Genomic DNA, 12,433 nt, shown 5'->3' with positions numbered 1-12,433 from the left:
CTTGGATTCTGTCAGTCCCTACCTTGGAGGAACCGTTGGAGTTCGACGTCCTTATCGAAATCCCGAAGGGCTCTCGTAACAAGTACGAGGTCGACCACGAGACCGGCCGTCTGCGGCTCGACCGGATGCTCTTCACCTCGACCCGCTACCCGGCCGACTACGGCTACGTCGAGGGCACCCTGGCGGACGACGGTGACCCGCTGGACGCCCTGGTCATCCTGGACGAGCCGACCTTCCCCGGTTGCCTGATCAAGTGCCGCGTCATCGGCATGTTCAAGATGACGGACGAGGCCGGCGGCGACGACAAGCTGCTCTGCGTCCCGGCGACCGACCCGCGCTGGGAGCACCTGCAGGACATCCACCACGTGTCGGAGTTCGACCGCCTGGAGATCCAGCACTTCTTCGAGGTCTACAAGGACCTGGAGCCCGGCAAGTCCGTCGAGGGCGCCAACTGGGTCGGCCGCACCGAGGCCGAGGCCGAGGTCACCGCGTCGATCAAGCGTCTGGCGGAGCAGGGCGGTCACTGAGCCGTCGTACCCGTCTCGTCCGTCCGGCGGTCCGTCCGCCAGGGCGCTTCGAGGTAGGTCGAGGCAGTCGGAGGCCGGGGTTCGCGGAGTTTTCCGCGGGTCCCGGCCTTCGCCGTTCCCGGGGGTCGGCGCGATTCTTCCCGACACCCTGTCGGCATGATGATTGATTAGGTTAGGCTAACCAAAGCAATCGGGGGTGTTCTCGATCTCTGGAGGCCCGCATGCCCATACCCGAGCAGCCCGTCGTCCCGTTCTCCACCGTGCTGCGCACCGCCAGCAGCGCCGAGCACGAGGCGGCCGAGCAGTCGTCCTTCATGAGCCGCCTGCTCGGCGGGCACCTCGGCGTCGAGGCGTACGCCGACCTCACCGGCCAGCTCTGGTTCGTCTACCGGGCGCTGGAGGAGCGGGCCGCCGAGCTGGCGGAGCACCCGGTGGCCGGGCCGTTCATCGATCCCGCGGTGCTGCGGACCGAGGCCATCGAGCGCGACCTGGCCCACCTGCGCGGCCCGCAGTGGCGCGAGGGCCTCGCCCCGCTGCCCGCCACCGCCGCGTACGTCACCCGGCTGGAGGAGCTCGCGGCCGAGTGGCCGGCGGGCTACGTCGCCCATCACTACACCCGCTACCTGGGCGACCTGTCGGGTGGTCAGATCATCCGCGGTATCGCCGAGAAGACCTGGGGCTTCGAGCGCAAGGGCGACGGCGTGCGGTTCTACGTCTTCGAGGGCGTGGACAACCCGGCCGCCTTCAAGCGCGACTACCGGTCCAAGCTGGACGCCGCCGGACTGGCCCTGGACGAGGTCGAGCGCCGCCGGGTGGTCGACGAGTGCAAGCGCGCCTTCCAGCTGAACGGCGCCCTCTTCCGCGACCTGGACACCCGGTACCCGCTGAGCGCCTGAACGACTGAACGGGAGCAGGAAGTCGGCCCATCCGACTTCCTGCTCCGCAATCACCCCGCCAGCCAATCCGCGCACCCCCCACCCGCCCCACCCCGCCCTGGAGTAAGAAGTCGAAGGGGACGACTTCCCACTCCGGAGCCATGTCGTGGGTGCTGCGCGGTCTGCGAGGTTCGGTACGCGGAGTGGAAAGTCGGCCCGTCCGACTCCCTGGCCCGCAATCACCCCGCCAGCCCCCGGCTGCTCCTCGCTCGACCCGAGCGAGGAGCAGCCCCGTGGGAGTGGGAAGTCGGCGAGATCGACTTTCCACTATGGGCGACGCTTGTGCGCTATTGCCTTCGGTGGCCCCTTGCTCGCTGCAAGGGGCCACCGGTCGCCATTTCGCCTGAGGTCCGACGGAGTAGGAAGTCGACGAGGCCGACTTCCTACTCCAGGTGGAAGCTGCGCGGCTTTGTGGGCGGCCCCTCGCTCCACGCGAGGCGCCGCAGGAACTACGTGCTGGTGGGTTGGTGGTCCTCGCTCGGGTCGAGCGAGGACCACCGAGCACAGCTCCGGTCCGCCGGGCATGGAGTGGGAAGTCGGTCAGGCCGACTTCCTGCTCCGGGATCTGTCTGCGCCGGTGAGTTTTGGTTCAGGCACGGATTTCGTGAAGGGCATGCTGTGGCAGCTACGGTCTGTGGTCGGCCAGAACGCTGCTCGGTCGGCTGTGTTGGGCGAATCGCTGTGAGGCAGAATGCCCAGCATGACGACTTGAAGAGCACAGGCCGGGCGACATTACTGGCGAAAGGTCGCGACCTGGGCGGCGATTCCCGACGGGGTTCGACGAGTCTGCGCCGCCTGCGGAACGCCTGTCCGCTCGTTCCAGTACCGCTTGCACCCGCCCGAGTCCTCCATGTTCGAGCGCTGCATCGGACTCGCGTGGTGTTCCGGTTGCAGGATCTACTCCAGCAACCTGGTGCACATCCCGCGGAAGCGAGTCGTGGTCGACACCCTTGCCTCTCTTCCCCTTGGGCAGCGAGAGCGGCTTCTATGTTCGGAGACGCGGTTGATCGCTTTCCTGGACCGTCAGACCCGAGGCACCAGAGGTTAGGACTGGCGGCTGGCCGCGAGTAGGAGGAGCCGCTTGCGCAAGAGCGGCGGTTTCGCTCTGCCGAACATGCTGCGCTTGAGCGCCTTCAGGTCGTTGACGCGGCCTTCGAACAGGCCAGATGACCAGTCAGTGCTCATGCCGTAAACGACAGCGTCGAGGTCGGGGAGCAGTCTGGCGGCGAAGTTGGCCAGGCCGGCCTGTTCGTCTGCGCAGACGTCGGCGATCCAGTGTCGAAGCCGGTCTCCTTCGCGGTTGGTCATGATGGTCGCGAAGGTGCGGACGTGGTCGGCGGCGGCCGTGAGCTCGGGCGAGCGCCGGGGCGGCCCGTGATCCAGCCGGTGGCCTGGCGGGGTGAGGGCGGACGGCGGCGTGGGTATCGCGGAGCCGGTCGAGGAACTTCCCCTGCGGGTAGGGCCCATCGTGCGGAGTGGGAAGTCGGGTCCGCCGACTTCCCACTCCGGCCCTTCTGATCAGGCGGTGGTCGACTTGCGGTGGCGGGCCAGGGCGGTGGCGCCGCCGCCGAGGAGGAGCAGGCCGCCTGCGGTGGCCAGGAGGGGGGCCACCGGGGTGGAGGAGCCGGTGGAGGCCAGCACGCCGGAGCCGCCGACCGTGGTGCCGCCGGTGGTGGTCAGGGAGGCTCCGCCGACCGTACCGGTACCTCCGGCGGAGCCGGTCGTGCCGGTGGTGGTGCCGCCCGCCGTGCCGCCGGACGGCGGGGTGGTGGGCAGCTGGGCGTTCTTGTCGAAGGCCAGCGAGACGGTGACCGGGTCGAGGGCCTCGCCCGCCTTGTAGTTGGCGAAGGCCGGGACGCCCTCGGCGGTCAGGGTGGCCGGGACGGCGTTGAGCGTCACCACGCCGTTGACCGGGGCGAGGTTCGCCTTCGACACGTCCAGCTTGGCGATCCGGGCGGCGGACAGCGAGGTCGTCCTCCCGTCCAGGGACTTGGCATTGACGTCGGCGGTCAGGAAGGCGCCGTCCTTGTCGATGCTCAGGCCCAGCTTGGAGAAGGTGGTGTCCAGCTGGTAGCCGCCGCCCTCGGCCGGGTGGCCGAGGAAGCGCACCGAGCCGGCGAAGCCCGCCGACAGGGCGTGGCTCTTGGTGTTGTAGCTGCCGCTGCCGCCGCCGAAGCGGTAGTCGGCCGCGCCGGCGCCGAACTCGACCTTGCCGTTGGCCACCGGGCTCTGCAGGTACTTGCGGAAGCTCTCCTTGACCGACCAGTCCAGGGTGCCGTTGACGACGGCGAGTTCACCGTTGCCGCTCGGCGCGGTGGACGGGCTGCCGGTCGCGGACGGCGTGGTCGTGGCGGTGGTGGTGGCGCTCGGGGACGAGGTCGCGGACGGCGAGGAGGTCGCCGACGGCGACTGGGTGGCGGAGGGCGTGGCCGACGGCGTGGCGGTGGCCGTCGGAGAGGCGGTCGCGGACGGCGACTGCGTGGGGGTGGCGGTCGCCGTGGGAGAGGCCGTGGCGGTGGCGGTGGCCGTGACCGTCGGCGTGGCGGTCGGGGACGGGGTGGCCGGGCTCTGCTTGAGCAGCAGTGCCAGCGGGTCCATGTCCGCCCCGGCCTGGTAGAAGCCCGCGAACGCCTTGGCACCCTCCTCCGTCAGCTTCGCCGCCGTCGGCACGCCCGTCGTGGTGTCCCGGCCCACGGTGAAGGTCACCAGCGGCACGTCGTCCCGCTTGGTGACCTCCGTCGCGCCCATCGACTCCTTGGAGGCGGTGTCCGCGGTGAGCGTGCCGGCCGTCCCCGCCGTGGTGATCTTCAGGTCGCTCAGCCCGACGTCCAGCGCCCCGTGGTGGGCGGTGAACCGCACCCCGCCGGTGAACGCGGAGGTCAGCACATGCGTGCTCAGGTCGTAGCGCGCGCTCGCCAGCCCGAAGTGGAACGTGCCGTCGGCGTTGGTGGTCGCGCCGCCGCTCAGCTCCACCGCGCCCTGGCCGGCCGGCCCGGTGACGTAGTTCCGGAAGCTGGCCTTCACCCCCCAGTCCAGCGCGCCGGTGTCGTAGGTGACGCTGCTCGGCGCGCCGGCGCCGAAGGCCAGGGCCGGGGCACCGAAGGCGGTCAGGCCGAGGCCGGCGGTGACGGCGGCCAGGGCGGCCATCCGGGTGCGGTTGCGGGACATGGGGGGAACTCCGATCGATGAACGGGGGGGAGAAAGGGGATCAGACCGCGTCGGCGGGGGTGGACCGACGGCGGCGGAGGGCGAACAGGCCACCGGTCACGGCCAGCGCGGCGACGGCCGCACCGCCGGCCACCACGGCCGCCGTCGGCACGCCGCCCGAGCCCTCGGCGTCGGTGGTGGCGGCGACCGGCGTGACGGACGGGCTCGGCGCGACGGCCGGGGCGCTGCCGATGTCGGGCAGCGGCGGGAGGGCGGCGGCCGGGTCGAGGGCGACGGCGAAGCTCAGCGGGTCCATCTCCGTGCCCGCCGGGTAGAGGCCGCCGAAGGCCTTGCCGCCCGGCTCGGTGAGCGTGAGCGGGAGTTCGACGGCCTTGAGCAGCCCGCCCTCGGCCTTGAGGCCGGCCGGGTCGAAGGTCGCCAGTTCGACGCCGGTGAGCTGCTGCGCGGCGCCGTCCGGCGTGCGGCCGGAGACGTCGGCGCGCAGGACGCCCTTGCCGTCGGCGACGGTGACGCCCGGGTTGGCCAGGGTGAGGTCCAGGCCGTAGGCGTCGCCGCTCTTCAGTCCGGTGAAGCGCACGCTGCCGGAGAAGGCGGCGGTGAGCGCACCGCTCGCCGGGTCGTAGGTGCCCTTGGCGGGCGTCCAGCGGAAGAACGCGCCGCCGTCCGCCGCACCGCCGGTGGGCTCCCAACGGCCCTGGGCGATCCCGCCGGTGACGTAGTCGCGGAAGGTGCGCCGCACACCCCAGTCGAGCGCGCCGTTGCCGAACTCGGTGGCGGCGGCCGGGGCGGTGGTCGGGGCCGGGGTGTCGGTCGGAGCCGCCGGGGCGGTCGACGACGGCGCGGCGCTCGGCGACGCGGGCTCGGACGCGGCCGCACTCGGCGCGGTGGACGCGGACGGGGCCGTCGGGGCCGTCGAGGCCGTCGGAGTGGTGGGCGCGGCCGGGGCCGGCTGCGCCGCCGGGAGGTTGACCGACAGGTTGACCGGGTCGAGCGCCGTCCCGGCGGTGTAGAACCCGCCGAAGGCCTTGGCGCCCGCGTCGGTCAGCGTCGCCGGGACGTTGCCGAGCGTCAGGGTCCCGGCCGCGCCGCGCAGGTCGACGCCGGCCAGCGAGAGGTCCGCCAGCTTGGCCTGGCTCGCGCTGCTGACCTGCCCGGTCTCCCGGGACTTGCTGCTGACGTCCGCGTAGAGCCCGGCCGCACCGCCCGCGGTGGCCCGGAAGGTGAGCCGCCCGATGCTCAGGTCGAGCGCGTTGGCGCCGTTCTCCTGGTGCCCGGTGAAGCGGACCCCGCCGGAGAACGCGGCGCTCAGCGCGCCGCTCGCCGGGTCGTACGTGCCGGTGGCGGAGTGGAAGCGGAAGCCGCTGCCGGCGACCGTGGCCGCGCCGCCGGTGAGCGACCAGCTCCCCTGGGAGATGGGCCCGGTGACGTACGTCAGGAAGGACTGCTTGATCCCCCAGTCGAGCCGCCCGCCGGACACCCGCCCCTCGGCCGCCACCGCCTGGCCGGGCAGCAGGGCGACCGTCAACAGGGCCGCCAGGGCGGCCACCAGGCCGGCGGTCAGACGGCGGAGCCGATGGGGCAGAGGCACGCGGATCACTCCTCGGCGCGACAGGGGAAAGCAGGGTCGGCGGATCGCCGACCCCCTTGCTGGTTTTAGGTAAGGCTAACCTAATATATGAGTCAAGAGCCCCGCCGGGCACCCCCGCACCCCACTCACCGGCGGCGACAACTCCCGACGAAGGGAACGACGTTGAGCAGCAGTACCACCCGACATCGGGCCGTCCGCGGCCCCGCGATCCTGCTGCTCCTGCTCGGTCTGCTGCTCGCGCTGACCGCCTGCGGCGCGGCCACCGGCGCCACCGGTTCGGCCACCGGAACCGGCTCACGCGCCCCGGACGCGGTCGAGCCGCTGCCCGACCCGCCGACCCCGCAGCTCCCCGCCACCGCGACCTCCGCCGACGGCCGCACGGCCACCGTCACCAGCGCCGAGCGGATCATCCCGCTCAACGGCAGCCTGGCCGAGATCGTCTTCAGCCTCGGCCTCGGCCCCAAGGTCGTCGCCCGGGACGTCTCCACCACCTTCGAGCAGGCCGCCGCCCTGCCCGTGATCACCCAGGCCCACGACGTCTCCGCCGAGGGCGTGCTCTCCCTGCACCCGACCGTCGTCCTCGCCGACCGCACCACCGGCCCGGCCGAGGCGATCGCGCAGATCCGCGCGGCCGGCGTCCCGCTGCTCGTCCTGGACGACGCCAAGCGGCTGGAGGACGTCGGCCCGCGCATCGACACCGTCGCCGCCGCCCTCGGAGTCCCCGACGCCGGACGGCAGTTGAAGGAGCGCACCGAGCAGCGGATCACCGAGGCCAGGGCCGCCCTGCCCGCCGTCGAGCGCCGCCCCAAGGTCGCCTTCCTCTACCTGCGCGGCAGCGCCTCGGTCTACCTGCTCGGCGGCCCGGCCTCCGGCGCCGGCTCGCTGATCGAGGCGGTCGGCGGCGAGGACGCCGGCACCGCCGCAGGCCTCAGCGGCGACTTCACCCCGCTCACCAGCGAGGCCCTGGTCAAGGCCGCCCCCGACGCGATCCTGGTGATGAGCAAGGGACTCGACTCCGTCGACGGCGTCGACGGCCTGCTCAAGCTCCCCGGCGTCGCCCAGACCCCGGCCGGGCTCGACCGCCGGATCGTCTCGATCGAGGACGGCCAACTGCTCAGCTACGGCCCGCGCACCCCGCAGGTGATCCGCGAGATCGCCGAACAGCTCTACCCGAAGGCCGCCCAGTGACCGCCGCCGTCACCGACCGGAGCCTTCCCGTGGCCGGGCGCACCAGCCGCACCGCCCTGATCACCGCCGGCCTCGCCGCCGCCCTGCTGCTCTGCGCCCTGCTCGCGGCCGGCACCGGCGCCTACCGCATCCCGCTCGGCGACATCCTCGCCTCCGTCGGCCACCGGCTCGGGCTCGGCGGCCACGCACTCGACCGCGTCCCCGAGTCGGTGCTCTGGAACGTCCGGCTGCCCCGGGTGGTGCTCGCCCTGCTGGTCGGCGGCGCGCTCGGCTGCGCGGGCGCGCTGATGCAGGGCATGTTCGGCAACCCGCTCGCCGAACCGGCCGTCATCGGCGTCTCCTCCGGCGGCGCGGTCGGCGCGGTCGGCTGCATCGTGCTCGGCCTGGACGGGCTCGGCACCTGGACGGTGACCGCCTCCGCCTTCGCCACCGGCCTGCTGACGGTCTTCGCGGTCTACGCGATGTCCCGCTCCGGCGGCCGTACCGAGGTGGTCACGCTGATCCTCACCGGCGTCGCGGTGAACGCCTTCTGCGGCGCCCTGATCGGCCTGTTCCTGTTCACCGCCGACTCCGCGGCGATCAGCCAGGTCACCTTCTGGCAGCTCGGCTCGCTCTCCCAGGCCACCTGGGGCAAGGTGCTCGCCGTCCTCCCGTTCGCCCTCGTCGGCCTCGCCGTCGCACCCCGCTACGCCCGCTCGCTGGACCTGCTGGCGCTCGGCGAACGGCCCGCCCGCCACCTCGGCGTGGACGTCGAGCGGATGCGGCTGGTGCTGATCACCGTGGTCGCCCTGCTCACCGCCGCCGCCGTCGCGGTCAGCGGCATCATCGGCTTCGTCGGCCTGGTCGTCCCGCACCTGCTGCGGATGGTCGCCGGCCCCGGCCACCGCTTCCTGCTGCCCGCCTCCGCGCTCGGCGGCGCGCTCGTCCTGGTCGCCGCCGACCTCGCCGCGCGCACCCTGGCCGAACCGGCCGAACTCCCGCTCGGCGTGCTCACCGCGCTGATCGGCAGCCCGTTCTTCTTCTGGCTGCTGCGCCGCACCAGGACCAAGCAGGGAGGCTGGGCATGAGGATCCGTACGCTGCGCAGCCGCCCCGAGGTGCCCGGACGACCGGCCCCCGGCACCGAACTGCTCACCGCCGAGGCCGTCCGGCTGACCGTCGGCGGGCGCGACCTGCTGGCCGGCGCGGACGTCCGGGTCGCCGCCGGCGAGGTGGTCGCCCTGCTCGGGCCGAACGGCGCGGGCAAGTCCACGCTGCTCTCCGTGCTGGCCGGCGACCTCGCGCCGACCGCGGGCGAGGTCCGGCTGGACGGCCGCCCGCTGGCCGGCTACCGGCCCGCCGACCTCGCCCGGCGCCGGGCACTGCTGCCGCAGGCGGCCGCGCTGTCCTTCCCGTTCCCGGCCGACGAGGTGGTCCGGATGGGCCGCGCCCCCTGGGCCGACACCGCGGCCGCCGCCGAGGACGAGCGGGTGGTCGCCGAGGCGATGGCCGCGACCGAGTCCGCCGCCTTCACCGGACGGCCGTTCACCGCGCTCTCCGGCGGCGAACGCGCCCGCGTCGCCCTGGCCCGGGTGCTCGCCCAGCGCACCGCCCTGCTGCTGCTCGACGAACCCACCGCCGCGCTGGACCTGCGCCACCAGGAACTGGTGCTGCGCCTCGCCCGCACCCGGGCCGCCGCCGGGGACGGGGTGGTCGTCGTCCTGCACGACCTGTCGCTCGCGGCGGCCTACGCGGACCGGGTGGTGCTGCTGGCCGACGGCGCGACCGTCGCCGACGGGCCGGTGGCCGAGGTGCTGCGCGGGCCGCTGCTCAGCGAGGTGTACGGGCACCCGGTCGAGGTGCTGCCGCACCCGCGCACGGGGCTGCCGCTGGTGCTGCCGGAGCGCGGGTGACCCGGCGCGGACGACTCAGCTCTCGTCCTCCAGCCGGAATCCGACCTTCATGCACACCTGGTAGTGCTTGATCCGCCCCTCGGCGAGGTGGCCCCTGATCTGCGAGACCTCGAACCAGTCGAGGTGGCGCAGCGTCCGGGAGGCGCGGTCGACGCCGTTGCGGATCGCGGCGTCGATGCTCTCGGTCGAGGAACCGACGATCTCGGTCACCCGGTACACGTGCTCGGTCATGGCGGACTCCCTCAGCTGTGCGACGGCCCCCGGTCCACGGTGCACCGGGGGCCGTCCGTCCGCACGCGGAGACGGGCGTGTGAGTAACCCCGCCCCGAGCCCCCTGCCTGCGGCGAGCGGGCGACTCCGCCCCGGCACGGGCCGAAGGCCCACCCGCCCCGAGCCGAAGGGGCGCGCCGGTGCCGAAAGGGAGAAGCGAGGGAGCGACGCAGGAGCGAGGGAGCGCCGACCGTCGGCACCGGGTCACAGCGCCCCGGAGGCGAGCGGGCGACTATCAGAAGGCCGCGCGGACCTCTCCGACCCGGACGCCGCCGCCGTACAGCGGGGAGGCGGCGATGCGCTCCAGCGTGCCGTCACCGGTGGTCACCCCGAGGCGGCGCAGCGCGGCGGCCAGGACGGGGCCGCGGGCCCGCTCGGCGCCGTCGTCGATCTTGAAGGCGAGCGCCCGCCCGTCCGGCAGCGCCACCACCTGGACGGCCTCCGCGCCCATCTTGGCGAGCGCACCGGGCACCGCCCGCATCAGCCGGGTGTCGGCCCGGCGGGTGCCGGCCACGTACTCGGGGTGCGCCCGCATCGCGTCGGCGACCCGGCGCTGCGGGGTGCCGGGCTCGGCCAGCACCAGGGCGCGGTAGGCGCGGGCCAGGCCGGTCAGGCCGACGGCCAGCAGCGGTGCGCCGCAGCCGTCCACCCCGGAGTGCGCGGCCGGCTCGCCGACGGCCTCCTCCAGGGCCTCGCGCGCCAGCCGCTGGATCGGGTGCTCCGGGTCGAGGTAGCTGTCGGTGGGCCAGCCGTTGGCGGCGCAGGCGGCCAGCCAGCCGGCGTGCTTGCCGGAGCAGTCCATCAGGATCGGCTCGCGGTCGCCGCCCCAACGCAGGTGCAGCTCCGCCTCCAGGTCGTCGAGCGGGAGGTCGGCCGGGGTGCGCAGGGCGGACTCGTCCAGCCCCGCACCGGCGAGGATCCGCCGCACGCCATCAAGGTGAAACGATTCTGCGGAGTGGCTGGAGGCCGCCAGCGCCAGCAGCTCCCCCTCGATCGCCAGCCCGGCCCGCAGGGTGGCCACCGCCTGGAACGGCTTGGCGCAGGAACGCGGGAAGACCGGCGCGTCCGGCGTGCCCAGCGCGAACTCGACCGAGCCGTCGGCGGCCAGCAGCACCAGCGAACCGTGGTGTCGGCCTTCGACGAAACCCGAGCGGACGACCTCGGCGAGCACGGGCAGGGCAGCGGAACTGGACATGGCGAAAGCCTTCCGGAGGTGAGGGTGAACCGGGGGGCGAGCCGGGCCCGTCCCCCGCCCCCGGCGGCCCTCGCACCTGTCAGAGCGGGCCGCCTGCGAGCAGGTCGTCGACCCGTGCTTCCCCATCACGGTACCTGCGGGTGATTTCGGCGTTGCAGCCGTCCGCCGTCCGCAACAGTCGCTGCCGCCGCCCGGACACCTCCCGCTCGTGCTCCCGCAGCCGTTCCAGCGCCGCCAGAAGTTCCTCGGCCGGGTGCGCCGCCAGGTCGGCCAGCTGGACGTCGCCCATCAACGTGTCCGCCTCCAGCTGGGACTGCTCCCCGCGCGGCGGCCCCAGCGTGACGTGCCGGGCCGAGCGGCGGACGGTGGACGGCGCGTCCGTCAGGATGGCCGGCAGCCGCTCCAGCAGGGCGCCGGCCGGCTCCGCCGCGTCCGCCGGGCGGGCGGCACCGGCTCCCGGCCTGCGGTCCAGCTCGGCCAGCAGGATGTCCATCCGGCCGTGCAGCAGCCGCCGCAGGTAGGAGAGGTCGGCCTCCTGTTCCAGGGTGTCCCGGCGCAGGGTCCGCAGTTGGTCCAGGCCCAACCGTCCGAGGTCCGGCTCGGAGCCGGCCCCGGGCTCCTCGGGCAGCCGCCCGTACCGGTCCTGTGCCGCGCTGATCGCGTCCATCAACCAACCCACCTGCCGTCGTCCCGATCCCGCCCACTCGCGGCGCCCCGTCGCCTGCCGCCGGTCCGGCCCGTCAACCGCCGCGCGCGCCAGTGGCGCGTTCCCGTCCGGAGGCACGCCCGGACGCCCGCGAAGATTCCCGCCCCCGGCCGTGGCCACCCGCCGGGGCGACACGACCAGAACGCCTGCCCTACCGGCTCGGCCGCCCGGCCGAACCGGGCCCGGCGCGGCGGACCTCGGCGCCCCGGACCTCGGACGCGTCCGATCGCCCCCGCCCTGTGCGGCGGAGCGGCGGGACCGCCCTCGTACGGTCTCCCAGCGTGCCACCCCGCCCGGCGCCGCCGCACCGCCCGTGCACCCGAACGGCCCCCTGGCGAAGAGGGGTGGCTGATACGACCGAAGCTTTTCGCCGGGAGAACACCGCCATGCTGCACGCAGGCGCGTGCTACCCGGCGTGCGCTATGGCTCCGAGCGCCCCAGGGCTCTGCTCACGCCCCTCGCCGGCTCCGGCAGAATGGCCGCATGCGAGCAGTGGTGCAGCGAGTGGCCGAGGCCCGGGTGACGGTGGCCGGGGAGACCGTCGGCGCGATCGAGGAGCCCGGGCTCTGCGTCCTGGTCGGGGTCACCCATGACGACACCCCCGCCAAGGCGGCCCAGCTGGCCCGCAAGCTCTGGACGCTGCGGCTGCTGCCGGCCGATGACCCCTCCCCCCGAGCCGACGCCGAAGGCGAGCGGGGGAATCGCGGTGTGGAGCGGTCGTGCTCCGACATCGGGGCGCCGCTGCTGGTGATCAGCCAGTTCACGCTCTACGGCGACGCCCGCAAGGGCCGCCGCCCCACCTGGAACGCCGCCGCGCCCGGCCCGGTCGCCGAGCCGCTGGTGGACGAGGTGGTCGCCCAGCTGCGCGCGCTCGGCGCCAAGGTCGAGACCGGCCGCTTCGGCGCCGACATGAAGGTCGCCCTGGTGAACGACGGCCCGTTCACCGTGCTCGTCGAGGTCTGAGG

The 12,433-nt window shown here is 73.9% G+C and carries 12 protein-coding genes; 6 read left to right on the top strand and 6 right to left on the bottom strand.

The window, feature by feature from the left end; all coding sequences use genetic code 11:
* Positions 1-35 precede the first annotated feature (35 nt).
* Both ACFCLZ_RS21055 and ACFCLZ_RS21050 read left to right on the top strand, forming a co-directional pair.
* Positions 36-527, top strand: coding sequence for an inorganic diphosphatase (locus ACFCLZ_RS21055; RefSeq protein WP_344344657.1), 492 nt, complete (start codon positions 36-38; stop codon positions 525-527).
* Between the two features lie 221 nt (positions 528-748).
* The gene (locus ACFCLZ_RS21050; protein ID WP_380278192.1) at positions 749-1,423 is read left to right on the top strand and encodes a heme oxygenase (biliverdin-producing); all 675 of its coding nucleotides are present in this window, start codon (positions 749-751) and stop codon (positions 1,421-1,423) included.
* 1,083 nt (positions 1,424-2,506) lie between these two features.
* Here ACFCLZ_RS21050 and ACFCLZ_RS21045 read toward each other — a convergent pair.
* The 3 genes from ACFCLZ_RS21045 to ACFCLZ_RS21035 form a co-directional block, all read right to left on the bottom strand.
* Entirely contained in the window at positions 2,507-2,770 is a 264-nt protein-coding gene (locus ACFCLZ_RS21045) for a hypothetical protein (RefSeq protein WP_380278191.1), read from the bottom strand.
* A 210-nt stretch (positions 2,771-2,980) separates the two neighbouring features.
* On the bottom strand, positions 2,981-4,630 hold the full coding sequence (locus tag ACFCLZ_RS21040; RefSeq protein WP_380278189.1) for an HtaA domain-containing protein: 1,650 nt from the start codon (positions 4,628-4,630) through the stop codon (positions 2,981-2,983).
* Between the two features lie 40 nt (positions 4,631-4,670).
* Positions 4,671-6,218 (bottom strand): HtaA domain-containing protein, encoded by a 1,548-nt coding sequence (locus ACFCLZ_RS21035; RefSeq protein WP_380278187.1) that lies wholly within the window; start codon positions 6,216-6,218, stop codon positions 4,671-4,673.
* Positions 6,219-6,305: 87 nt separating this feature from the next.
* Between ACFCLZ_RS21035 and ACFCLZ_RS21030 the strand changes: the two genes are divergently transcribed.
* From ACFCLZ_RS21030 to ACFCLZ_RS21020, 3 genes are read left to right on the top strand one after another with little or no spacing between them, the layout of a single operon-like run.
* Positions 6,306-7,406: a hemin ABC transporter substrate-binding protein gene (locus tag ACFCLZ_RS21030; RefSeq protein WP_380278186.1), complete on the top strand. Its 1,101-nt coding sequence runs from the start codon at positions 6,306-6,308 to the stop codon at positions 7,404-7,406.
* Positions 7,403-8,473: a FecCD family ABC transporter permease gene (locus ACFCLZ_RS21025; protein WP_380278184.1), complete on the top strand. Its 1,071-nt coding sequence runs from the start codon at positions 7,403-7,405 to the stop codon at positions 8,471-8,473. The genes ACFCLZ_RS21030 and ACFCLZ_RS21025 overlap by 4 nt, the downstream gene beginning before the upstream one ends.
* Positions 8,470-9,297, top strand: a complete 828-nt coding sequence (locus ACFCLZ_RS21020; protein WP_380278183.1) for a heme ABC transporter ATP-binding protein — start codon at positions 8,470-8,472, stop codon at positions 9,295-9,297. The genes ACFCLZ_RS21025 and ACFCLZ_RS21020 overlap by 4 nt, the downstream gene beginning before the upstream one ends.
* 15 nt (positions 9,298-9,312) lie before the next feature.
* Here ACFCLZ_RS21020 and ACFCLZ_RS21015 read toward each other — a convergent pair whose 3' ends face one another.
* The 3 genes from ACFCLZ_RS21015 to ACFCLZ_RS21005 form a co-directional block, all read right to left on the bottom strand.
* Positions 9,313-9,528: a dodecin gene (locus ACFCLZ_RS21015; RefSeq protein WP_380278181.1), complete on the bottom strand. Its 216-nt coding sequence runs from the start codon at positions 9,526-9,528 to the stop codon at positions 9,313-9,315.
* A 274-nt stretch (positions 9,529-9,802) separates the two neighbouring features.
* Positions 9,803-10,762 (bottom strand): asparaginase, encoded by a 960-nt coding sequence (locus ACFCLZ_RS21010; protein ID WP_380278179.1) that lies wholly within the window; start codon positions 10,760-10,762, stop codon positions 9,803-9,805.
* Between the two features lie 79 nt (positions 10,763-10,841).
* Positions 10,842-11,429 carry an ABC transporter substrate-binding protein gene (locus ACFCLZ_RS21005; RefSeq protein WP_380278177.1) on the bottom strand — a complete coding sequence of 196 codons (588 nt, stop codon included), beginning with the start codon at positions 11,427-11,429 and terminating at the stop codon, positions 10,842-10,844.
* A 522-nt stretch (positions 11,430-11,951) separates the two neighbouring features.
* Between ACFCLZ_RS21005 and dtd the strand changes: the two genes are divergently transcribed.
* Complete coding sequence (gene dtd, locus ACFCLZ_RS21000) at positions 11,952-12,431, top strand: D-aminoacyl-tRNA deacylase (protein WP_380278175.1); 480 nt, start codon at positions 11,952-11,954, stop codon at positions 12,429-12,431.
* Positions 12,432-12,433: the final 2 nt, after the last annotated feature.

Source organism: Kitasatospora purpeofusca (assembly GCF_042691725.1).
In the GTDB taxonomy this organism is placed as follows: Bacteria; Actinomycetota; Actinomycetes; order Streptomycetales; family Streptomycetaceae; genus Kitasatospora; species Kitasatospora purpeofusca_B.
This window is presented reverse-complemented; position numbering and strand designations above follow the sequence as displayed.